The sequence below is a fragment of the uncultured Tateyamaria sp. genome (assembly GCF_947494755.1).
In the GTDB taxonomy this organism is placed as follows: domain Bacteria; phylum Pseudomonadota; class Alphaproteobacteria; order Rhodobacterales; family Rhodobacteraceae; genus Tateyamaria.
Genome location: NZ_CANLVZ010000007.1, coordinates 16,682 through 38,758 on the forward strand (window position 1 = coordinate 16,682; position 22,077 = coordinate 38,758).

General features: G+C 61.4%; 25 protein-coding genes. 19 read left to right on the forward strand and 6 right to left on the reverse strand.

Going from position 1 to position 22,077, the window contains the following annotated elements:
• Positions 1–180 precede the first annotated feature (180 nt).
• The 4 genes from Q0908_RS10285 to Q0908_RS10300 are packed head-to-tail and all read left to right on the forward strand — an operon-like array spanning position 181 to position 4,858.
• Positions 181–840: an ATP-binding cassette domain-containing protein gene (locus tag Q0908_RS10285; protein ID WP_299283669.1), complete on the forward strand. Its 660-nt coding sequence runs from the start codon at positions 181–183 to the stop codon at positions 838–840.
• Positions 818–2,515 (forward strand): capsule biosynthesis protein, encoded by a 1,698-nt coding sequence (locus Q0908_RS10290; protein ID WP_299283671.1) that lies wholly within the window; start codon positions 818–820, stop codon positions 2,513–2,515. Before Q0908_RS10285 ends, Q0908_RS10290 begins: the two co-directional genes overlap by 23 nt.
• A gap of 1 nt (position 2,516) precedes the next feature.
• Entirely contained in the window at positions 2,517–3,350 is an 834-nt protein-coding gene (kdsA, locus tag Q0908_RS10295) for a 3-deoxy-8-phosphooctulonate synthase (protein ID WP_299283672.1), read from the forward strand.
• Positions 3,351–3,361: 11 nt separating this feature from the next.
• The gene (locus Q0908_RS10300) at positions 3,362–4,858 is read left to right on the forward strand and encodes a phosphomannomutase/phosphoglucomutase (RefSeq protein WP_299283674.1); all 1,497 of its coding nucleotides are present in this window, start codon (positions 3,362–3,364) and stop codon (positions 4,856–4,858) included.
• A gap of 47 nt (positions 4,859–4,905) precedes the next feature.
• Here the strand turns inward: Q0908_RS10300 and Q0908_RS10305 are convergent, their stop codons facing one another.
• Both Q0908_RS10305 and Q0908_RS10310 read right to left on the reverse strand, forming a co-directional pair.
• Positions 4,906–5,763, reverse strand: coding sequence for a delta-class carbonic anhydrase (locus Q0908_RS10305; protein ID WP_299283676.1), 858 nt, complete (start codon positions 5,761–5,763; stop codon positions 4,906–4,908).
• A 229-nt stretch (positions 5,764–5,992) separates the two neighbouring features.
• Positions 5,993–8,014: an AsmA family protein gene (locus Q0908_RS10310; protein ID WP_299283678.1), complete on the reverse strand. Its 2,022-nt coding sequence runs from the start codon at positions 8,012–8,014 to the stop codon at positions 5,993–5,995.
• Between the two features lie 103 nt (positions 8,015–8,117).
• Between Q0908_RS10310 and rimO the strand changes: the two genes are divergently transcribed.
• The 4 genes from rimO (at position 8,118) to Q0908_RS10330 (ending at position 11,104) form a co-directional block, all read left to right on the forward strand.
• The gene (rimO, locus tag Q0908_RS10315; protein ID WP_299283679.1) at positions 8,118–9,491 is read left to right on the forward strand and encodes a 30S ribosomal protein S12 methylthiotransferase RimO; all 1,374 of its coding nucleotides are present in this window, start codon (positions 8,118–8,120) and stop codon (positions 9,489–9,491) included.
• Between the two features lie 138 nt (positions 9,492–9,629).
• Entirely contained in the window at positions 9,630–9,986 is a 357-nt protein-coding gene (locus tag Q0908_RS10320; RefSeq protein WP_299283681.1) for a hypothetical protein, read from the forward strand.
• A gap of 53 nt (positions 9,987–10,039) precedes the next feature.
• Entirely contained in the window at positions 10,040–10,432 is a 393-nt protein-coding gene (locus Q0908_RS10325; protein ID WP_299284035.1) for a thiol-disulfide oxidoreductase DCC family protein, read from the forward strand.
• A gap of 39 nt (positions 10,433–10,471) precedes the next feature.
• Positions 10,472–11,104, forward strand: coding sequence for a hemolysin III family protein (locus Q0908_RS10330; RefSeq protein ID WP_299283683.1), 633 nt, complete (start codon positions 10,472–10,474; stop codon positions 11,102–11,104).
• Here Q0908_RS10330 and Q0908_RS10335 read toward each other — a convergent pair.
• Both Q0908_RS10335 and Q0908_RS10340 read right to left on the reverse strand, forming a co-directional pair.
• Positions 11,096–11,356: a DUF6455 family protein gene (locus tag Q0908_RS10335; protein ID WP_299283685.1), complete on the reverse strand. Its 261-nt coding sequence runs from the start codon at positions 11,354–11,356 to the stop codon at positions 11,096–11,098. The two genes, Q0908_RS10330 and Q0908_RS10335, sit on opposite strands and share 9 nt — an antisense overlap.
• A 74-nt stretch (positions 11,357–11,430) precedes the next feature.
• Complete coding sequence (locus tag Q0908_RS10340) at positions 11,431–11,781, reverse strand: YigZ family protein (RefSeq protein WP_299283687.1); 351 nt, start codon at positions 11,779–11,781, stop codon at positions 11,431–11,433.
• A 92-nt stretch (positions 11,782–11,873) separates the two neighbouring features.
• On the opposite strand from Q0908_RS10340, the gene Q0908_RS10345 reads away from it, so the two are divergent.
• On the forward strand, positions 11,874–12,149 hold the full coding sequence (locus Q0908_RS10345) for a hypothetical protein (protein WP_299283688.1): 276 nt from the start codon (positions 11,874–11,876) through the stop codon (positions 12,147–12,149).
• Here Q0908_RS10345 and Q0908_RS10350 read toward each other — a convergent pair.
• Complete coding sequence (locus Q0908_RS10350; protein WP_299283690.1) at positions 12,146–12,862, reverse strand: M48 family metallopeptidase; 717 nt, start codon at positions 12,860–12,862, stop codon at positions 12,146–12,148. The genes Q0908_RS10345 and Q0908_RS10350 overlap by 4 nt on opposite strands.
• A 120-nt stretch (positions 12,863–12,982) precedes the next feature.
• Between Q0908_RS10350 and Q0908_RS10355 the strand changes: the two genes are divergently transcribed.
• From Q0908_RS10355 to Q0908_RS10365, 4 genes are all read left to right on the forward strand, one after another.
• On the forward strand, positions 12,983–13,225 hold the full coding sequence (locus tag Q0908_RS10355; protein ID WP_299283692.1) for a hypothetical protein: 243 nt from the start codon (positions 12,983–12,985) through the stop codon (positions 13,223–13,225).
• A gap of 59 nt (positions 13,226–13,284) precedes the next feature.
• Positions 13,285–14,148 carry a branched-chain amino acid aminotransferase gene (locus Q0908_RS10360; protein ID WP_299283694.1) on the forward strand — a complete coding sequence of 288 codons (864 nt, stop codon included), beginning with the start codon at positions 13,285–13,287 and terminating at the stop codon, positions 14,146–14,148.
• A 119-nt stretch (positions 14,149–14,267) separates the two neighbouring features.
• Positions 14,268–14,408, forward strand: coding sequence for a DUF6196 family protein (locus tag Q0908_RS20415; RefSeq protein WP_366869013.1), 141 nt, complete (start codon positions 14,268–14,270; stop codon positions 14,406–14,408).
• A 94-nt stretch (positions 14,409–14,502) separates the two neighbouring features.
• Complete coding sequence (locus Q0908_RS10365) at positions 14,503–14,958, forward strand: universal stress protein (RefSeq protein WP_299283696.1); 456 nt, start codon at positions 14,503–14,505, stop codon at positions 14,956–14,958.
• 6 nt (positions 14,959–14,964) lie between these two features.
• Here Q0908_RS10365 and Q0908_RS10370 read toward each other — a convergent pair whose 3' ends face one another.
• Positions 14,965–17,061 carry a Hint domain-containing protein gene (locus Q0908_RS10370; protein WP_299283698.1) on the reverse strand — a complete coding sequence of 699 codons (2,097 nt, stop codon included), beginning with the start codon at positions 17,059–17,061 and terminating at the stop codon, positions 14,965–14,967.
• A 176-nt stretch (positions 17,062–17,237) separates the two neighbouring features.
• On the opposite strand from Q0908_RS10370, the gene Q0908_RS10375 reads away from it, so the two are divergent.
• From Q0908_RS10375 to Q0908_RS10400, 6 genes are all read left to right on the forward strand, one after another.
• Positions 17,238–17,801 carry a NifU family protein gene (locus Q0908_RS10375; protein WP_299283700.1) on the forward strand — a complete coding sequence of 188 codons (564 nt, stop codon included), beginning with the start codon at positions 17,238–17,240 and terminating at the stop codon, positions 17,799–17,801.
• 7 nt (positions 17,802–17,808) lie between these two features.
• The gene (locus Q0908_RS10380; RefSeq protein ID WP_299283702.1) at positions 17,809–18,216 is read left to right on the forward strand and encodes a GFA family protein; all 408 of its coding nucleotides are present in this window, start codon (positions 17,809–17,811) and stop codon (positions 18,214–18,216) included.
• Between the two features lie 2 nt (positions 18,217–18,218).
• Positions 18,219–18,794, forward strand: a complete 576-nt coding sequence (tsaB, locus tag Q0908_RS10385; RefSeq protein WP_299283704.1) for a tRNA (adenosine(37)-N6)-threonylcarbamoyltransferase complex dimerization subunit type 1 TsaB — start codon at positions 18,219–18,221, stop codon at positions 18,792–18,794.
• Entirely contained in the window at positions 18,791–19,210 is a 420-nt protein-coding gene (rimI, locus tag Q0908_RS10390; RefSeq protein ID WP_299283706.1) for a ribosomal protein S18-alanine N-acetyltransferase, read from the forward strand. Before tsaB ends, rimI begins: the two co-directional genes overlap by 4 nt.
• 227 nt (positions 19,211–19,437) lie before the next feature.
• A complete protein-coding gene (locus Q0908_RS10395) occupies positions 19,438–20,433 on the forward strand; it encodes a BMP family ABC transporter substrate-binding protein (RefSeq protein ID WP_299283708.1) in 996 nt (331 codons plus the stop codon).
• Positions 20,434–20,513: 80 nt separating this feature from the next.
• Complete coding sequence (locus Q0908_RS10400; RefSeq protein ID WP_299283710.1) at positions 20,514–22,040, forward strand: ABC transporter ATP-binding protein; 1,527 nt, start codon at positions 20,514–20,516, stop codon at positions 22,038–22,040.
• Positions 22,041–22,077 lie beyond the last annotated feature (37 nt).

Below are 22,077 nucleotides of genomic sequence, written 5' to 3' on the forward strand. Positions count from 1 at the left end.
GCGCCGGTGGGCGTTGTCGCGGGTGACGCAACAGTGCCGGTGCAATCCACTAGATTTGTTGGTAATAACGACATAATGTCGCCCAAATCGGTGACTACACCGTTAACACACCTCTGGTAAGGAGGGTCGGGGTCTCCCACATAACGAGGGGGACGCAGCAGCACACGGCGGAGCACCGGGATGCTTGAGTTCGAAAACGTATCGAAGTCCTTTTGGACAGGCACACAGCGCAAGGTGATCCTTGACCGTGTGTCTTTCCGAGTGGAATTGGGTCAGTCCTTTGGGGTCCTCGCCCCCAACGGGACCGGCAAAACCACCTTGATCAACATGATGGCGGGCCTCGAAAAACCGGACGAAGGCGAAATTCGGCGCACCTGCAATGTGTCCTTTCCGCTAGGGTTCATGGGCGGGGTCGTGGCCAAGGTGTCGGCCATGGAAAATGCGCGCTACATCGCGCGGCTCTATGCGCTTGATCCGGACTATGTCGAAAGCTTCTGCCGCTGGTTGTGCAACCTTGGCGAATATTTCGACCAGCCTATCGGGACCTACTCCTCGGGCATGCGGGCGCGGTTTTCATTCGCGCTGATGCTGGCGCTGGACTTTGATATCTATCTGATCGACGAAGGCATGCCCGCCTCCACCGACGTTGAATTCAACCGCAAAGCGGGCGAAGTTTTGCAGGAACGGCTGCGCACGACCACCATCATCATTGTGTCACATCAGGCCGCGACGCTCGAAAAATTCGCGCGCTCTGCGGCGGTCCTGCTGGATGGCAAACTGCACATGTTCGACACACTCGAAGAAGCGAAACGGCTCTATGACTACGAAACCCAAGGCTAGAAAATTTCGCATCAAACGGACGCCTCCGGCGTTGGGTTCAGGGCAGGCAAGCCGCCCCGAAGCTGTGGAACCGTCCGAGCAGGACAGCCCGCAACACGGCGCCGCACAGCGACGTGCCGCGCCCGTGCCGCCAAGTGCGGATCAGGGCGAGGTGGCCTCCCCCCGTCAGGTCGACAGCGAGAACTCGATTGATGCCATCCGCCAGGAAGGGCTGACCGGGCGCCAATTGCGCATGGCCCGCCGTGTGGCCCAACGCCACAACCTGGCCCCAACCTCCGATTTCGATGCGGTACGGTTGCTGCGCGCTCAGGGGATCGACCCGTTCCAACGCTCCAATATGCTGGAACTTGTGGTGCCGCAGGCCGGTGCCGAGCCGCATGAAGGCGGGGCACCTGACGCCTTTGCAGGTCTGGCCGCCGCGCCGGGTGGTGCCGGGTCCAAAAACACCGGCGAAAAGGTCCAACTGCCACAAACGGTGCCTGTCAAACGACAGCAATTGCCCTCGACCGAGATCAGCCCGGCGGACCGACGCGCGACCGAAATCCAGAACATGCAGATGGATATCCGGCGACGACGGCGCAAGAAGATGGGCCTGTTGCTGGTCCGTCTTGCATTCTTCGTCATGCTGCCGACCTTCTTTGCAGGTTACTATTTCTACGTGATCGCAACGCCGATGTACGCCACGAAATCCGAGTTTCTGATCATCCAGAACGAAGGATCCGGCGGTGCCGGGCCCCTGGGTGGGCTGTTGCCGACACAGTTTGCCACCAACTCCGACAGTATCGCGGTGCAGGGCTTCTTGCAGTCCAAGGACGCGATGCTGCGCCTTGATCGTGATGTGGGTTTCAAATCGCACTTTACCCAGGACTGGATCGACCCGATCCAGCGGCTAAGCGCCGATCCCACGAACGAAGAAGCCTACAAGACGTTCAAAAAGAACATCAAAATCGGATATGACCCGACCGAGGGCATGATCCGCATGGAAGTCGCCGCCGCCGACCCTGAAGTCGCGGCCGATTTTTCGCGGCAGTTGATTTCCTATGCCGAAGAGCGGGTCAACAACCTCAGCCAGCAAAAGCGCGAAGACCAGATGAAGGACGCGCGCGAAGGGTTTGAGCGCGCTGACGAGGAACGGCGCAGCGCCCAAGAGGCGCTGGTGCGGTTGCAGATCGACGGCTCCACCCTTGATCCTGAGAACGTCATCGCCAGCTATCGCACTCAGATCTCGAACATCGAAACCCAGATCATCGAGAAAGAGATCGAACTGGCCAGCCTGCTGAACAACGCGCGGCCCAACCAAAGCCGGGTCGATGCGACACGTGGAACACTCGAAATCCTCGAGACCCAGTTGGACATCTTGAACGACAAGATGACGGATGTGAGCAAAGGCGAAAACTCGCTCGCCGAACTCGCAGCCCGCATCCAGATCGCCCAAGCCGACTTGGCAGCGCGCGACATGATGATGCAATCGGCATTGCAACAGATGGAACAGGCCCGTGTCGAGGCGACGCGGCAGGTCCGCTATCTCACGGTTGCGGTCGAACCCATCGCGAGCGAAGAACCGTCCTTTCCCCGCGCGTTTGAAAACACGATCTTGGCATTCCTCGTCTTTGCAGGCATCTATCTGATGATCTCGATCACCGCGTCGATCCTCAGAGAACAGGTCACCAGCTAGTATGAAACAGATCTCAATCGGCAACCTGACGGTTGGCAACGATCGCCCTCTCACCGTGATTGCAGGGCCGTGCCAACTCGAATCCGCCGATCACGCCCAGATGATCGCAGGGACCATGAAAGAGGCCTGCGCGGCAGCTGGTGCGCAGTACATCTTCAAGGCGTCTTTCGACAAAGCCAACCGCACGTCGGCAAATGCCTCGCGCGGGTTGGGTATGGACAAGGGCCTCGCGGTGCTGGCCGATCTGCGCAAGGTGATGGATGTGCCCGTGCTGACCGACATCCACAAGGAAAGCCAGTGCGCCCCTGCGGCGGCGGCCGTCGACGTGCTGCAAATCCCGGCGTATCTGTGCCGCCAGACCGACCTGTTGCTGGCCGCGGGCGAGTCCGGAGCCGTGATCAACGTGAAAAAGGGCCAGTTCCTCGCCCCTTGGGATATGGAAAACGTGGCCGCCAAGATCGCCAGCACCGGCAATGACAAGATCATGCTGACCGAACGCGGCGCGTCCTTTGGCTACAACACCCTTGTCACCGACATGCGTAGCTTGCCGCAGATGGCGCAGACCGGCTATCCCGTCATCATGGATGCCACCCATTCGGTGCAGCAACCCGGCGGCCTTGGTGGTTCGTCCGGTGGGCAGCGCGAACTGGCCCCCGTCATGGCCCGCGCGGCGGCGGCCATCGGGGTTGCGGGCATCTTCATGGAAACGCATCAGGATCCCGATACCGCGCCCTGTGATGGGCCGAACATGATCTATCTGCGCGATATGCCTGCGCTGGTCGAGATGCTCATGCAGCTCGATGCCCTCGCCAAGGCGAACCCGATCACTTTGTGAAAGCTGCGCACATGTCGAAACCCGCCCCCACCGTGACCCCGAACACGTGGGCGTTTCTGCGCGACCCGATGATCGCGCCGACCGGCTTTCGCGAATATGACGCGCGCTGGAAATACCCAGACGACATCAACCTGCCCGGGATCACCGCGCTTGGCTTGGGCCTTGGGACGCAAATGCATTGGCGCGGGATCAGACCCGAAATCGCGGTCGGCAACGATTACCGGGACTATTCCCTGTCGATCAAGAACGCCCTGATGCTGGGGCTGATGCAGGCCGGTATTCGCGTGCGCGATATCGGCCCCGCCCTGTCGCCCATGGCCTACTTCAGCCAGTTTCATCTTGATGCACCCGCCGTCGCCATGGTCACCGCCAGCCATAATCCGAACGGGTGGACGGGGATCAAGATGGGCTTTGAACGCCCCCTCACCCACGGCCCCGAAGAGATGCGCGAACTGCGCGACATCGTCCTGAATGGCGAAGGTGTCGCGCGCGCGGGCGGAGGCTATGAATTCGTCGACGGCGTGCGCGAGGCCTATCTGGATGACCTCGTGGGCGACTTCAAAATGACGCGCAAACTCAAGGTCGTATGCGCCACAGGCAATGGTACCGCGTCGGCTTTCGCGCCCGATCTGTTTCGCAGGCTTGGGGTGGAGGTCGTCGATAGCCACACCGAACTCGACTACACCTTCCCGCACTACAACCCCAACCCCGAAGCGATGGAAATGCTGCACGACATGGCCGCCGCCGTGCAGGCGTCAGGCGCGGATTTCGCGCTTGGGTTTGACGGCGACGGGGATCGCTGCGGCGTTGTAGATGACACGGGCGAAGAGATTTTTGCCGACAAGATGGGCGTCATTCTGGCCCGCGATCTGGCAAAGGCGCATCCGGGCGCGACCTTTGTGGCCGACGTGAAATCCACCGGGCTGTTCGCATCCGACCCCGAGTTGCGGAAACACGGGGCCAAGGCGGACTATTGGAAGACCGGCCACAGTCACATGAAACGGCGGGTCAAGGAGCTTGGCGCGTTGGCGGGCTTCGAAAAGTCGGGGCACTACTTTCTGGCCGAGCCCATCGGGCGCGGGTACGATTGCGGGATGCGCGTGGCGGTCGAAATCTGCAAGCTGATGGATCGCAATCCGGACCTGAAGATGTCCGATCTGCGCAAGGCCCTGCCCACCACCTATGCCACGCCAACCATGTCGCCCCATTGCCCCGACCTCGAGAAATACGAGGCACTTGAACGGATCGTTGGCAGATTGGTGGCGATGCGCGATGCGGGCGACCAGATCGCCGGACGCGCCATCACAGAGATCGTGACGGTGAACGGCGCGCGCGTCATCCTCGACAACGGGGGCTGGGGGCTGGTGCGCGCCTCGTCGAACACGCCCAATCTGGTGGTCGTGTGTGAAAGCCCCCAGTCCGAAGCCGAAATGCGCGCGATCTTTGCCGATATCGACGCGGTGATCCGCACGGAACAGTCCGTCGGCGACTATGATCAGACGATCTGAGACGCCGGACGTGAAACGCAGGAGGGCGATGCGCCCGCCCTCCAGGTTCAATTGATCGGCGAAATCAGCGCCGGATTGATCACCAGATTGCGCACCCCATGCGCATCACCTTCGTCAAAAATATTGTCGGCCAACCACGCCTCGACGCTGGTGATCGACACTTTCAAAACCTCGGGGCGCACGCTCCACGTCACCTGAAACGGTGATCCGACGGTGTTATAGCTTGGCCCCGTGGTCGAGCCGCTGTACTCAATTGGCGCGCCCGTGTCGGTCGGACGACCTACCGCCTGATAAAGCCCGTTGACCTCTTCAACCGCGTTGAAGGCGACGAAATCCGCGGCCTCCGCGTCATTGACCAGCACGAACACCTGCGCCTCGACGCGCAGTTGCGGGTTGCCGATGGACTCGTCGAGGCACGCCCCAAGGGTCGGCCCCGGCGTCACCTGGGCCGTGGTGTGCACGTAATGCACCTCAATGGTGTCGCCTGGGGTGAGGTTGCCGTATTTGCCGCCCCCCACGTCGCGTCCCAGCGGGGCAAGTTCCGCCTCGCTCAACTCGCCATCATAGCGAAAGCCAGTGTCGACGCCCTTGCCGTTGCCATTGCCCGCATATGTCGTGAATTCACCGCCTTTGTGTTCCGCATTCTTGTGGAAATGGATGTTGCACAGGTTCATCAACTCCGCCGCCGGGGCAGCACCAAAAATGCGTGCATTTTCCCCGTCCAGCGTGCCCAGATCGCGTGGAGCCTGTGGCCCAAATCCTTCGCCTTCGGTGCTTTGCGCCAAGGCTGCGCGCTGCGCGGCGATCACATCATCACCGACCGGGGCGCTATCCTTTGCAAGGCCGGCACTTGCGCCAAGCGTTGCGATGGCAAGGACATGCAAAAATGGTTTCATCTGCGTCATATGGTTCTCTCTCCCTTAACCCTCCGCAACGCAGCGTCAGAGGGCCGCATCGGGGGAAATTGCGCGACGTTCCGGACGTGGAACAAAGGCGTGCTCATGCGGATAAAGATAGGTTCAAACCCATCCGTTGCCACTGCGCGCAGGCGATATGCGGCAAAGCGCCCCGTCAGGTTGGACTGACATCACGTCGTCAAGATCGTGCAAACTGAATCTGCCCGTGCCGTAAAGGTCAGTCAAACAAACCGCGCAGGCTCTTTTTCAACTCGTTTTCCAGCTTGTCCTTGGCCGCCTCTTCAAGGTCCTGCCCCTCATCCGCAACGCCCAGTTCTTCGGCCACCTTTTCACGCACTGCCGCCTTGGCCTTGGCCTGTACCTTGGCCTTTTCCTCTTCGATCTTTTTGTCGAGGTTCAGGTCGATGGCCGCATCCAGATCAGGGCGGATAGAGGGGCTGGCCCACGGCCCACGAATGCGCACCGGGATCGCAATGCCGTTGCCCTCATTGGCGCGCAACGCGACGGGCGTAAACGTATAATCAATGGTTTGCGCGCCAAGGCCCACCTGCCCCTCGCCGCGTGCCTCGTAGTTTTTGAGCTTGAGCAGCAGGTCGCGATTCTCCATCACGCCCGCATTCATCGTCCAGGTCGCAGTCAGGCTGTCAAACACGGTTGTCCCGCCCCCGGCCTGACCCGACCGCATCAGGCGATCCAGATCAATGCCCAGAATGGTGCCTTTGCCAAACTTGACCTGCCCGTCACCGGACAAGGATTTCACAATTGCATCAACGCTTTGCCCCACACCCAGGAACGAAACACTGGCGTTGGCCGTGCCGGTCAACCGCTCGACCTCGGCTGCATCGCGCAAGAAGGATTGGATGTCGATCGAGGTCGCGCCAAGCTGCCCACCGACCGACAAGCCCGAGCGGTTGTTCATCACGAACTGGCCCGTCACGTTGCCGCCGTAGGCCACCACGTCGCGCAGGTCGAACACCATCCGCGAGCGATCGTTGCGCAGCAATGTCTGTGTCGGCCCCAGCTTGAACTGGCCCAGATCAATCGACGATGCGCTAAGCGCGATTTCCCCGTTAAAGGCGGCCAATCCGCTGGCATCAATCCGGTCTTTCGGCCAGCCGCTGGCTGGCTCCGCGTTGCCAGAGGAGGACGAAGACGAGGACCCGCCTCCTCCTCCGCTGCTGGACGCGGTCGAGCCACCGGTCGCGCCGCGCAGATCAAGAGCGCCTGCGTTCAGTTGCGCGTTGATCTGGGGCGTGTCGTTCAAATTTATGTCCGCCGCGCCGTTCAGCGCATTGCCTCCTAAATCCACACGCAGATCCCGCAAGGCAAGCCGCCGATCCGAAGTCAGTGTCATCTCCGTCGACATATCGATCGACTGGCCTAGTTTGGCCGGCAGCCCCGGTTGCGGCAGATCAAGGGCGGCAAGGAACGCATCCGTGTCGGGCATCGCCAGTGCGAGTTGGCCTGCGACGTCTCCGGCAGTGCTCGCCCGTCCTCTGAGGGTGGCCGTGCCCCCGCCCGCGTTCACCGTCATCTCAATCGGTTGAACCTGCCCGTCGATAAAGTCGGCAAACCCACCGACCGAGGCGCGCACGTCCACCTCGCTGCCTGCGGGGCGCAAGGTCATCGCAATCTCGGCCGCACCCAGACGTTCGGGCCAATCCAGCGTCAGGTCGACCCCTGCATATGACACGAGGTCCGCCCCCTCCGCATCATAGATCAAGGTGGCGTCCGTTAGCTCAAGGCGTTGGATTGAAACGGTTTGCGGGGCACTGGACTGAGTGACATCCGTAGGGGCGGTCGTTTCATCGGGTTGAACGGGAGCCTCCGCGTCGATCTGTGTTGTCTCACTTGCGGTAGTGAACACCCAGCTTGCACGCCCATCCGCGCGGCTTTCAAGACGGATAGTGGGTCGCGTCGCTTCGATATTGGTGATCAGGATGTCGCCAGAGATCAACGCCATCGCGTCCACCCCAATCGCCACGTCCTCAGCGCGCAACATCGGGCCAAGGTCCGACCAGTCCGGATTGGCAACCTCAAGCTGACCCGCCTTCACGCCCAAGACCGGCCACACCGTGATCGACACATCGCCGGTGATGCTGACATCGCGGCCCGTCGCTTTGCGGATCTGGTCGGTGGCCAGTTTCGCGATCCGCTCGGCAGGCAGAAACAGGACCGACACGCCCGCCACAAGGACCAGCACGATCACAAACCCAATCAGGCGAACAATCCATCTCATAACCACTGCTCCGTTCTTGCGACGTGTTGAAATCAGCTTACCGCAGCAGCTCAATTAACCCCAACCCTTTTCGCTCGGGGTTTCATCGCCTATGAGGCACCCTATGAGCACCAACCCACCAGACCTTCGCCCCGACCTTGCCCCAAAGGCCCAACTGAAACGCAATGACCGCCCCGGTCAGCCGACCATCGGGATGGTCAGCCTGGGCTGTCCCAAGGCGCTGGTGGACAGTGAACGCATCCTCACCCGGCTGCGCGCCGAAGGGTACGGGATTTCGCCCGACTATAGCGGGGCCGATGCGGTGATCGTGAACACCTGCGGGTTTCTCGACAGTGCCAAGGCCGAAAGCCTTGAGGCGATTGGCGAGGCGTTAGCTGAAAACGGGCGGGTGATTGTGACGGGATGCCTCGGGGCCGAACCCGACTATATCACCGGGGCCCATCCAAAGGTGCTGGCCGTGACCGGGCCGCATCAATACGAACAGGTGCTCGATGCGGTACATGCCGCTGTGCCACCGGACCCCGATCCGTTTGTCGATCTGTTACCTGCGCGCGGGATCAGCCTGACGCCGCGCCATTTCAGCTATCTCAAGATTTCCGAGGGCTGCAATCACAAGTGCAAGTTCTGTATCATCCCCGACATGCGCGGACGGCTGCAATCGCGCCCGGCCCATGCGGTGATGCGCGAGGCGGAAAAACTGGTCGAGGCAGGCGTGCGCGAGTTGCTTGTCATTTCCCAAGATACCTCGGCGTACGGGGTCGACATCAAACATGCGGAGGATCGCGGCCACCGCGCCCATATCACCGATCTGGCGCGCGATCTGGGATCGCTCGGGGCTTGGATGCGGTTGCACTACGTCTATCCCTATCCCCATGTGCGCCAGTTGATCCCGCTGATGGCAGATGGCTTGGTGTTGCCCTATCTCGACATCCCGTTCCAGCACGCGCATCCGGATGTGCTCAAACGCATGGCGCGGCCCGCCGCCGCCGCCAAAACCCTGGACGAAATCGCCGCATGGCGCGACATCTGCCCCGACCTTACCCTGCGCTCGACCTTCATCGTTGGCTATCCCGGCGAGACAGAGGCGGAATTTCAGACCCTGCTTGACTGGATGGGCGAGGCAAAACTGGATCGCGTCGGATGTTTTCAGTACGAAAATGTGGACGGGGCACGCTCCAACGCCCTACCCGATCACGTCGCACCCGAGGTCAAGCAAGAGCGGTGGGAGCGGTTCATGGAAAAAGCCGCCGCTATTTCCGAGGCCAAGCTGGCCGCCAAAATCGGTCAAACCTGCCAGGTGATCGTGGACGAGGTGGATGGCGAGGCGGCAACCTGCCGCACCAAGGCCGACGCGCCCGAAATCGATGGCAACCTGTTCATCGACGAAGGGTTCGAGAACCTGAGCCCCGGTGACATCGTGACGGTCCAGGTGGACGAAGCGGGCGATTACGACCTGTGGGGTCGGCTAGTCGTGTGAGGCGTAAGGCGGAGGTACCCTCCGCCATATGGCAACCCCTTGATATTTTGACGGTTTTAAAGGTGCGTTAACCAAACCCTTGCAAAGACGCCCTCAGTGTTCTATGTTTGTTCTCTCGCAAGAGAACGGAGCACGCATATGTCCTACCACTCGTATCAGCCCGGCCTTTTCGACCCTGCCCAGGGGGCGCTGCCCATCGGTGCGCCCGACACAGCGCCCGCGACGGAAAAGCAGATCGCGTTCGCGCGCAGCCTCGCGGCCAAGACGGGGGTCAAACTGCCCGCTCACCTGCTGCGGGACAAGGCGGGTCTGTCGGCGTGGATTGATCAAACAAAAGCGGCCGTGCCCGCCTCGCGGTTCTCCAACTATCCAAGCGCGAAGCAGGTGCAATTTGCCGAACGGATTGCCCGTCTGAAACGCCGGGACATTCCGGCGGAGTGTTTCAAGGACAAGGTGATGATGTCGCGCTGGATCGACGGGAACAAACCCCGCTAAGGTGCGGCGGTTTGCCCCCTGTGGATGGGGCCGCGCACCGCTATCTTTCGAACATGATCGATGAAACCCGCGTTCTTTACAATGCCGACTGCCCTGTGTGCAGCTTCGAGATTGATCACTATGCCAAGTATAGTGACGAAACCGGGCTGCCCATCACATTCGAGGATCTCAACACCGAGGATACCGCCGCCTGGGGCATGACATCGGACGAAGCTGCGCGACGGCTCTATGTGCGCAAAGGCGGACAGACCTATTCCGGTATCCCGGCCTTCATCGTGCTGTGGCAGGACATGCCGCGATATCGCTGGCTGGCCCGGCTCGTGTCGCTCCCGGGCTTTCACTGGGCCGCCTCAAAACTCTACGACGACGTGGCCGCGCCGCTGATTTATCGCTGGCATCTGCGCCGGCAGGCTCGCGCGACGTCACCTGCACCCTCGCGCAATTGAGACTGGACGCGACGGGCATGCCCCGGCACGTTCAAGATCATGGCCTATCCCTATTCCACGCCTGAAACGCTGGCGGATGCTGGCGTGCATCTGATCAGCCTTGTGGCTGCCACTGGCGCGGGTGTGCTGCTGATCCTTTATGTCAGCCAGACCCATGGCGCACCGCAGATCGCGGCCACCAGCATCTACGCGACGTTCCTGATTTTTTCGTTGCTGGCCTCGACCGCCTATCACCTTCTGCCGTGGGATCGCAGCCGCCCGATCTTTCACCGGATTGATCACGCGGCAATTTACCTCAAGATCGCAGGAACTTACACGCCGCTGGTGGTTCTGATCGGGTCGGCCTTTGCCTATGCGGTGCTGGCCGGGGTCTGGTTGGTGGCACTGTTCGGGGCGCTGGCCAAGCTCAGCTTTTGGGCGACGGACGCGCGCGGCTCGCTGGCCTTGTATCTCGCAATGGGCTGGGCAAGCGTGCTGCTGATTTGGCCGATGTGGCAGGCGCTGCCTGCATCCGCCGTCGCGTTGATCGCAGCGGGCGGGCTGCTTTACACCATGGGAACCGTATTTTTCGCGCGCGACAGTCTGCGCTTTCAGAACGCGATCTGGCATAGTTTCGTGCTGGCGGCGTCGGCCTGTTTTTTCGGCGCGGTGTCTTTGGGGGTGTCAGCCTAGGCGTTTGGCGATGTCGGTCAAAGCGTGCGCATTTCGACGGTAATGCGGTGCGGCGGACATAGCGTCGACTTGGGCACCCAGCCACTTTTCGCACATTTCGGTCTGGGTGCATCCCGCGCAGCCCAGCACCAAACAGAGCAAATCAGATGGGTCACCTGCACCGCGCCGTGTCGCCTCTTCGAGGTCGAGCCCGCGCGCAGTGGTCATATGATCGACAAGGGCAGCGTGGCGTCTCAGCAAGAGCGCGGTCATCAGATTCTCCTTGTGCGGTTGCATCGGTATGACCCGACAGTCACGCACCTCCAGCACCCTCGCCTTGACGCTGATCAAATCGCGTCCAGATAGGCGCGCACGCAGGTTTGCACATGTCGAAACCGATCCCCGCCCAGATGTTTGCCCCCATACCACCGGGTGACCACGATCAGATGATCCTGCACAGCGTCCCGCTCGAGCATCCGCAAGATGACCATGCCCGCACCGCTTTCGCCGTCATCCCCCTTGACAGGTCCGCCATCGCGCAACCACGCGCCCCAACTGTTGTGGGTCGCCTTCGCATAGGCGCGGTCAGCCTTGAGCATCTTGAGGGCCGCATCAATCCCGAGGCGGTCGGTCACAGCACATCCCGAGACCGCATATTTCGACCCTTTGTCTGTCAATATGTAGCCAAGCTGCTTCAAGGTCGGGAATCCCCCACCCGACAGCTACGAACTGGCGTGATAGGGAAAGGGTATTGAGATTTAAGACCGCAATTTCGCATCGGATTTTTCCAATGAACATTTTTACAACCGTGCCGCCGCATGTTTTTGAAGCTGTGGGAGTCGTGGGATTTGCACTTTATGTCATTAACTACGGTTTCCTGACCTTCCACTGGCTGAGCAGTCACAGTCGGATGTATTTTGCGATCAACATCATCGCCGCACTCTGTGTGCTGATCGGGCTGGTCGTCAGCTTCAATCTGGCATCGGCGCTGATCCAGATTTTCTGGGTCGTGATGTCGATCGTGGGGCTGATGCTGCGATTGCGGCACAGCCCCACGACGTTTTAAAGGCCCGCCGCGGTGCGCCGCACCGTCTCGATCCGTTGAGCATTGGGCGGGTGCGTACCGAGGAACCGGTCGCCAGGATCAGGAATGCGGTTAAAGAACTGCGCGCCTGCGATCGGATCATACCCGGCGCGGGCTGTGATGACAGTGCCGAGGGCGTCGGCCTCAAGCTCGAAATCCTTGGAGTAGCTGCGCGCGCCCACCTGCGCACCAATACGTTGAGCTGATTCCACAGCCCCCTGATCGCCACCGGTCAGCGTCGCAAGCCCTGCAAAGATCACAGCACCCGCAGCGGCGTTCTGTTTTTGGCGCGCGATGTGCCCTTGGACATGGTGCGCTGCCTCGTGCCCCAGAACAAAGGCAATCTCATCAGCATTGCGCGCCTCGTTCAACAGCGCGAGGGTGAACACGATGATAGGACGATTGTTCTCGTCCAGCGTCTGAAAGGCGTTGGGCGGCTGGTTTGGCCGATCATCGACCAGAATGCGAAAATCACAGCTCACGTTGCTGGTGCGGCGGCGGCATTCGCGCTCGGCCACAGGTTCGACCCGCGTCACGACGGTCGAAAATGCGCGCGCAGTCTGATTGCCGGTGCGCAACTCATCCGGCACATTCTGCACCTGCAACGGAGGGCTGGAAGGTGCCGACGAGGTCGTAACCTCATCACAGGCAGCGGCAAAGATCAGCAGCGTCAGAGCGGCCATCAAACGGATCATGGGCGGTTCCTTATCACTTACAAGAGTAACTAACTTACCACGGACATAATCTGCTGCCAGCCCCGATCAAGAATTTATGGCCCTCTTTGCAACGCTTAGCCGATGTCCTAGCGTGGTCACATGTTTACGATTGAACATGAGTTTGACGCCACTGTGATCACCTTGGTCGATGAGGGAGCCGCCCCTTTGCAGGAAGATGTGGTGGTCAACAGCTTTGCCGAAGTGATCACCGTCGAGCAATTCGACCCGCGCACGGACAGCATGGTCAAGATTACACTGTCGCCTGAACAGGTGCGTGATCTGGCCGCCGCGCTGGACCTGCCTGAAGGGGTCTATCAGCTCGCGCCGGAGTCCGACCGCTGAAAGGTCTGGACCTATGACCTGTCTCTGATAGCGTGGCGCTGTTCAAAGGAGGACAGCGCATGGCCATCGGTTCAAAGATCCGCACGTTTTACAATGGGACCTGGCATGACGAGGATGTCGCGATCATGCGCGCCGCAGACCATGGATCGTGGGTGGGCAGCACGGTATTCGACGGTGCCCGCTTTTTTGACGGGCGCACCCCCGATCTGGAGGCACATTGCGCCCGCGTGAACCGCTCGGCCGAGGCCTTGATGATCACACCAACCATGGTCCCCGAAGACATCGTGGCGGCGGTGCACGAAGGGCTTTCGGCGTTCACGCGCGACGATGCGGTCTATATCCGTCCGATGTATTGGGCGATTGATGGGGACGCCTCGGGCATTGTGCCTCAACCGGATTCGACCGGCTTTGCGATCTGTCTTGAGGCGGTGCCGATGGCCGATCAGGGCGCATCGACAACACTGGGACGCACGCAATTCCGCCGCCCTGTGCTGGAAGACAACGTCGTGAACGCCAAGGCGGGCTGCCTTTATCCCAACAACGCGCGGATGCTGGCCGAGGTGCGCAAACGCGGCTTTGGCAACGCACTTGTGGCGGATGCGATGGGCAATGTCGCCGAAAGCGCAACCGCCAACGTCTTCATGATCAAGGATGGCGAGGCGTTTACCCCCATTCCGAACGGCACGTTCCTGGCCGGAATCACCCGCGCGCGTCACATGTCCAACATGCGCGCGGATGGGATGAAGGTGCATGAAACGGTGCTGTCATTCGCTGACTTTGCCGATGCGGACGAGGTGTTCTTGTCAGGTAACATGATGAAAGTCACGCCGGTGACTGGGTTTGAGGACACGTCCTATCAGATCGGACCAATCACGCGCCGGGTGCGCGAGATGTATTGGGACTGGGCAGCAAGCAGCACGTAAACGATGCTCAATATCTCTCATGAGCCACCAGAGGCCGGTGAACGGCGGTTGTGTAGGATCATTCGGGAGGCGCAGATGGTGGTCAACGACACGCCCCGACGCCTTCGAAGAATTAGACCTTGGCACGTTCGAGGCAAGGGCGCGCGACGACGCGCTTTGGCACCGGCGTCCTTGTCATGTGCGGCCAGGACAGTAGCGCGGGCGGCATTTTCGGTTATTGGGGCTGCCCTTGGCAGGTGCGCGATGCGATCTGGTTGTAGATGCGCGCTGGCGGCTGGCACATCTGCAAACTGACGTTGCGCGACCACGGGCCTTGGGTCATTGTGCAGATCGCACCACCCCTCGGAGGCCAAGATGCGTAAATTTCTAGTCGTTCTGGACGACAGCCGCGAGTGTCTGAACGCGATGCGGTTCGCGGCGATGCGCGCCGCGCATACGGGCGGCGGTGTCGCGATTTTGTCGGTGATCCCCCCGGATGAGTTCAATCACTGGATCGGGGTCGGTGCCGTGATGCGCGAAGAAGCCCGAGAACGCATCCACGCCCATTTCGAAGTCTTTGCAAAATGGATGCGCGACAAGCAGGGCATCGACCCCGAACTGGTCATCCGCGAAGGCCAGCCTGTCGACGAAATCATGTCTCAGATCCATGATGATCGCGAAATCGGCGTGCTGGTCCTGGGGGCCGGAACCGACAAGAAGGGACCCGGACCGCTCGTCACTCAACTGACCCGCAATGCCGGCAACCTGCCGATCCCCATCACGATCGTACCCGGTGATCTGAGCAAGGAAAGGCTCGAAGCGATCACCTGAGCCGGCCTAGGCCACCGCATCAAGCGCCCGCAGCGTGTCGGGCAGCGTGCAAAAGCGCGCAACTGGATGCACCGTCGGGCCGTAGGCCTGCACAACGCCATGCCTGCCAAGATCAGGCAGCAGCCGGCAAAGCGCTTGCATATTCTCCGTTCCGACTGACATCAGCCCCCACGCGCCCGGATAAAAACTTTCGCTGGCGAGGCCATCGGTCATGATCAGGTCGTGGCTGTCGAGCAGAAGGTGGACATAGGTGACCGACTGCACCCCGCTGGCCTTGCGCACCTGCCCCCCGTGCAGACGCGCCAGATGACCGGCGCGCACCAGGACGCAGGACCCGGCTTCGTCCCGATGGCCGAGCGCAAGGGCGTGTTGCGAGGACACCCGGATATCAACGGTGTTGCCAAAGGCCCCGGCTGCAATATGGACAGGGCGCAGCATCGGATTGGCGTTCAGCGCGCGGGCGTCCAGATGGCGTTGGCCGACCCATCGCACCTCGCGCAGCCCATTGTCGCGCGTCTGCACGAGATCGCCGACGCGCAGAGTTTCCACAGGCACCCGCCCCCACGCAGTCTGCACAAATGTACCCCCGGTAAAGCAGGGGATGCCCGCCGCGTTCAACTGTTCGGTCGAGGACATTTGCGCGGCACTGACGCCTTGGAGCGTGATGGTTTCTCCTTCGGGAAATGTCAGAACAGCGTTGCCGCTGCCATCTTCGGACACGATGACATCCTGCGCCCGCACCGACTTGCCATCGAGCGTGCGCAGCTCCGAGACATCGAGTTGATCGTTGTAAATCCCATCCGCGTCCGCATCGCCGGTGTCGAAATCCGTGACAAAGGTGTGCCCGTCCTGGCTTTGGACAAAGGTGTCGTCACCCGCGCCACCCGTAGCCGTATCGCTGCCTGACCCGGTCTCGATGCGGTCATTGCCGTCGCCGCCGTCCAGTTGGTCGTTTCCAGCACCGCCGCGCAGGGTGTCGTCACCCGCCCCGCCATCAATCAGGTCATCGCCGTCGCCACCGGACAGGCTGTCATTTTCTGCACCCCCGTAAATTGCGTCGTTGCCTGCGCCACCATCAACGGTGTCATTGCCCGCGCCGCCGAATATGAGGTCGTTGTCATCGCCCCCCGAAACGAAGTCGTTGCCATCCTCGCCATAGATCGTGTCGTTGCCGATGCCCCCATCCAGCGTATCATCACCCGCGCCGCCGCGCATCGAGTCCTCGCCCGACCCGCCCGACACGTCGTCATTGCCGTGATCACCATGCAGGGTGTCGCTGCCGCCTCCCCCCACAAGCGTGTCGTCATCCGCCCCGCCATAGACCGCATCGGCACCTTCACCGCCGCTGGCATAGTCACGGCCCTCGCCTGCAAAGATCGTGTCGTCGCCATCCTGGCCCAGAATCGTGTCGTTGCCGGACTGGCCGTGCAACTCGTCGTTGCCTATGCCGCCCTCAATGTAGTCGTCACCATTGCCGCCCCGGACGGTATCGTCGCCCGCCCCTGCATAGATGGTGTCGTTGCCCTCTCCGCCGGACACGGAGTCATTGCCATCCCCGGTGCTGACGTAATCGGCCCCATCTCGGGCGTCGACTGTGTCGTTGCCCGCCCCCGTAACAAAGTTGTCCTGATAACTGCTGCCTGTATAGTTATTGGCATCATCCGGGTCGTCCGTGGGTGCCACCAGAGAATCATAGCGGGGTGCATTATCTGCCGTGACATTGTTTGGGCCTGAATAGGTCCATGCCTTGCCGGGCGTGATCACTCCGTCCGCAACCCATCCCGAATGGGCCCCGGCGCTTTCGACCTTGTAAAGCGTGACGGTGTTGCCCTGCCCGTCCGTCAGCGTCCAGCTTTCCTCGAGATAAACCTGGCCTTCGGAAACCTGATTACCATTTGCATCGAATTTGCGGGCATACTGATCTTCGTCACCGACTTCGTCGTTGGCATCGTCCCCATTGAACAGCACACCGCCATCCGATTCCTCGATCTCGTAGCGCAGCGTATCCTCGCTGGCGTCGAAATTTGGATCCAGGATCAGTTTGCCTTCGGGCGTGGTGAAAAAGGCGTTCTGGGCGTAGCCGACGACGGTGTAGTTGGCCATGGTTCTGGCTCTCTGCTGCTTTGGGTCCCACAGGCTCTAACCGCCAACCCCGAACGCCCAGTTAAAGGGACATTTTTAGCGAAACCCGGATCGTGACCGCATTCTTAGAACCATTCCAAACCTTGACAGACCTGCCCGTCATCCGCATATCCAAAGGTAACCCTCAGGAGATCCCGATGTTCATCCAGACCGAATCCACGCCCAACCCTGCCACGCTGAAATTCCTGCCCGGCCAGACCGTCCTTGAAATGGGCACCGCAGATTTCCCGACCGCCGAGGCGGCTGCCAAATCGCCGCTGGCGCAGCGTGTGTTCGCGGTCGAGGGTGTGACGGGCGTGTTCTTTGGCGCGGATTTCGTCACTGTGACCAAGGTGGATGCCGTGGACTGGGATCACATCAAACCTGCCCTGCTTGGCGCGATCATGGAGCATTTCCAATCCGGTCAGCCAGTCATGGATGACGGTCACGCCCCCGCATCGGGCCACGCCGAACATACCGGCGAAGACGGCGTTGTCGTCGGCCAGATCAAGGAACTGCTGGACAGCCGCGTGCGTCCGGCGGTCGCTCAGGATGGCGGCGACATCACCTTCCACGGCTTTGATCGCGGCGTCGTCTATCTGCACATGCAAGGGGCCTGCGCGGGCTGTCCGTCCTCGACCCTGACCCTTAAGATGGGTATCGAGAACCTGCTGCGTCACTACATCCCCGAAGTGACAGAGGTGCGCCCTGTCGCCGTCTGATCCTGGGTTGAGCGCGCGCTGCTATTGCGGCGCGTCGCAGCTTGCCTTTTCCAAATCGCCTGCGACGGTCGCCTATTGCCACTGCACCGACTGCCGTCGTTGGACCGGCGCGCCGGTCGCGGCCTTTGCCGCCTTTGAACGCACCGCGGTGACCGGCGATTTGGACGCACCCTATGTCACGGACAGCGGGGTCGAGCGATGGTCCTGTGCCACCTGCCGATCACCGCTGGCGGCCTGCTTTCCCTATCTGCCAGACCAGATCTACGTCCCCGTCGGCCTTTTCGATCAGATCGAAACGCTGGTGCCCAAGCTCCATTCGCATGCCGACAATACGCTGACATGGCTGCATATTGACGACGATTTACCCCGCGCGCCCGGAACGGCCCGCGACGTGCTGAACCGGACGACGGCTTGACGATGGCATCTGTACCTCTGGTCCTTGGATTTGACACCTCGGGTGCTTATTGCGCCGCCGCCCTGCTGCGCGGGGGCCATCTGTTGGGCACCGCGTCCGAGGAGATGGCAAAGGGCCAGGCCGAGCGGTTGATGGACCTGCTCCATGACCTGCTCAAAGACCACGAGACGGCCTGGACCAATCTGGATGCCTTGGCGGTTGGGACAGGCCCCGGCAACTTCACGGGCATCCGCATCGGGGTGTCGGCCGCGCGGGGGCTGGCCCTTGGGCTTGGCATCCCAGCCTATGGAGTCACCGGGTTCGAGGCCCGCGCGCGGCTGGCAGCTCCCGGACATACGGTGGCGATCCCGGCACCGCGCGACATGGCCTATTCCATGACACCGAGCGGACCACAGCTTGGGCCAATCAGCGACATCTCAAACCCCGCACCACCGCCTGCGCCAGATGAGATGGCCCATGCGATTGCAGCCTACGCTACAACACTGTGGCCAACCCCCGCGCCCCCCCCCGCGCCCTACTATCTGCGCGCCCCTGACGCCGCCCCGGCGCGGGATGCCCCGCCCGCGATCCTGACGTGACACCCCAAACCCTTGCGCGCCTGCACGCCGCAGCCTTTCACGATCACCGGGCGTGGACCGCGAATGAGTTTGCACAACTCATTGATAGCGAGCATGCTTTCCTGACGACACATGCGCACGGCTTTGCGCTGTGGCGGGCCGTCGCGGGCGAAGCAGAGTTGCTGACCATCGCCGTCGACCCAGCCCATCAAGGCCAGCGGATCGGGCACGCATTGATGCAAGAGGGCATACGACTAGCCGAGACAAAGGCGGATACGGCGTTCCTCGAAGTCGCACAGGACAACGCAGCCGCTTGCGCGCTTTACGATCGGTTCGGGTTCAAGGTGGTCGCCCGTCGCCCCGCCTATTACCAAAGCGGAACGGGCCGCACGGACGCGCTGGTGATGCGCGCGCCGCTGCCCGCCGTGAGAACGTGAAACCCGCTGACGGCACCAACCACCGCCCACACAGCAACCGCACGCACGTCCCGCCCAACAGTTCAGCTTCCCCTTAGGTCATGGGCCTTGCCCCTGCGCCAAATCAGCAAAAAGCGGTTGACCCCACCCCGCCCCTGCGGCCTAATCCGGCATGATCGCTGCGATCCCGGGCAGGCGTGGCCCCGCCGCTCCTGCCCCCACAAACAAAAACCGGGAGTAACACCACAATGACCCTGATGCAGAAATTCCTCGGCGCGACCGCCGGGCTGGCCCTGTCCGCAGGCGCTGCACTGGCCGAACCTGCGCTGATCTTCGACCTTGGCGGCAAATTCGACAAATCCTTCAACGAAGCAGCCTTCAACGGCGCGCAGCGTTGGGCCGACGAAACCGGCAACTCGTTCCGCGAGATCGAACTGCAATCCGAAGCGCAGCGTGAACAAGCCCTGCGCCGCTTTGCCGAAGCGGGCGCAAACCCCATCGTCATGGCCGGCTTTGCCTTTGCCGACGCACTGGGCCAGGTCGCTGCGGACTACCCAGAGACAAAATTCACCATCATCGATATGGTAGTGGATGCCCCCAACGTGCGCTCGGTCGTGTTCAACGAACATGAAGGATCCTATCTGGTCGGCATGATGGCGGCCAAGGCGTCGGAATCCGGTACGGTCGGCTTCATCGGCGGCATGGACATCCCGCTGATCCGCAAATTCGCCTGCGGCTATGCCCAAGGTGTGAAAGCGGCCAATCCAGACGCCACCGTCGTGGCCAACATGACGGGCACGACACCTGCGGCCTGGAACGATCCCGTCAAAGGCTCCGAGTTGACCAAGGCGCAAATCAGCCAGGGTGCTGACGTGGTCTATGCTGCTGCGGGCGGCACTGGCGTGGGCGTTCTGCAGACGGCAGCCGATGAGGGCATCTTGTCGATCGGTGTGGACAGCAACCAGAACTACCTGCACCCCGGCAAGGTTCTGACCTCGATGATGAAACGGGTCGACAACGCGGTCTACTCGGCTTTCACCGACGGACCGGACATGGAAACGGGCTTTAACGTGATGGGTCTGGCAAATGGCGGTGTCGGCTATGCGCTGGATGACAATAACGCAAGCCTGGTGAGCGACGAGATGAAGGCAGCCGTCGACGCAGCCTCCGCGCAGATCGCCAGCGGTGAGCTGGTCGTGCATGACTACATGTCCGACGACAGCTGCCCCGCGCTGAACTTCTGATCCGGCACCACTGACACAAGGGTCGCGCTGCATATGAAACTGTGGCGCGGCCCTTTTTCCAATCGGGGAACATCACCGACATGACCGCCACCCATCCCGCCATTGAGCTCAAGGGCATTTCCAAGGCGTTCGGGCCTGTGCAGGCCAACAAGGACATCTCGATCCGGGTGATGCCCGGCACGATCCACGGGATTATCGGGGAAAACGGGGCGGGCAAGTCTACTCTGATGTCAATCCTCTACGGATTTTACAAGGCCGATGCGGGTGAGGTGTTCATCTCCGGCCAAAAGACGGAAATCCCCGACAGCCAGGCGGCCATTGCGGCAGGCATCGGCATGGTGTTCCAGCACTTCAAACTGGTCGAAAATTTCACCGTCCTCGAAAACATCATCCTCGGGGCCGAAGATGGCGGGTTCCTCAAACCCTCGCTGGCCAAGGCGCGCAAATCGCTCGTCGAGCTGGCGGCGGAATACGAGTTGAACGTCGATCCCGATGCGCGCATCGAAGAGATCGGCGTGGGCATGCAACAGCGGGTCGAAATCCTCAAGGCGCTCTACCGGCAGGCCGACATCCTGATCCTGGACGAACCCACTGGCGTGCTGACCCCCGCCGAAGCGGACCAGCTGTTCCGGATCCTCGGGCGCCTGCGCGAAGAGGGCAAAACGATCATCCTGATCACCCACAAGCTGCGCGAGATCATGGATACGACCGATACGGTATCCGTCATGCGGCGCGGTGAAATGACGGCGACGGTAAAGACCTCCGAAACCTCCCCCGAGCAACTGGCCGAATTGATGGTGGGTCGCAAGGTGCTGTTGCGCGTCGATAAAACACCTGCCGCACCAGGACCTGTCGTACTCGACATCCAGAACCTGCGCGTGGTGGACGACCAAAAGGTCGAACGGCTGCGCGGCATCGACCTGCAAGTGCGCGCAGGCGAAATCCTCGGCATTGCCGGGGTCGCAGGAAACGGACAATCCGAACTGCTCGAAGTGCTCGGCGGCTACGCGGATGGCACCGGCACGGTCACACTCAATGGGCAACCCATCGACCTTACCGGCAAATACTCGGACGGGCGCTCCCGCCGCGACAACGGGATCGCACACGTGCCCGAAGACCGCCAGCGCGAAGGGCTGATCATGGACTTTGCGGCCTGGGAAAACACCGCCTTCGGCTATCACCGCGACCCCGCCTACACCTCGGGCATGCTCAGCAACAACGCCGCGATCAAGACCGAAACCCAGGCCAAGATGGATCGCTTCGACGTGCGCCCCCCCAACCTGCAACTTGCGGCCAAGAACTTCTCGGGCGGCAACCAGCAAAAGATCGTGCTGGCACGCGAAATCGAACGCAATCCCGACCTGCTGCTGGTGGGCCAGCCCACGCGCGGCGTCGACATCGGTGCCATCGAATTCATCCACCAGCAAATCGTCGCCCTGCGCGATCAGGGCAAAGCAATCCTGCTGGTCTCGGTCGAACTCGAAGAAATCCTCAGCCTCGCCGACCGGGTCGCCGTCATGTTCGATGGGCGGATCATGGGCGAACGGCTCTCGCAGGACACCGATGAGAAAGAACTCGGCCTGCTCATGGCGGGGGTCGGCGCATGATCCCTTCATTTCGCCAGATAAACCGTGGGGGAGTCGC